Source organism: Cellulosimicrobium sp. BMG9.22 (genome assembly GCF_059159975.1).
Window position 1 is genome coordinate 1 of the sequence record NZ_JBZGBY010000086.1, and the last position, 248, is coordinate 248.

Annotated in this window: 1 protein-coding gene; it reads right to left on the minus strand. The window is 73.8% G+C overall.

Features of this window, described 5'->3' with window-relative positions:
* A partial coding sequence (locus AC4H2H_RS19780) for a transposase (protein WP_494372541.1) occupies positions 1–248 on the minus strand: 248 nt, incomplete at both ends.

A 248-nucleotide genomic window follows, 5' to 3' on the forward strand; every position in this document is an offset into this window, starting at 1 on the left:
CAGATCGCGTCGCGGACGTGTTCGGCGCGGTGCCCGTGGGGCAGGTGCAGCAAGATCGTGAACCGGGTGGTGCGCTCGACCAGGGTCCCGATCGCCGACCGGTTCGCGGTCCCCATGATCAGGTCGCCCTCCCAGTTGCCGGGCACGGCCCGGTCGGTGACCTCGGCCGGCCGGTTGGCGATCAGCACCTCGTCCGGGACCCGGGCGCGACGCCCGTCGCTGGTCCGCGAACGCGGCGTTCGCCGAGC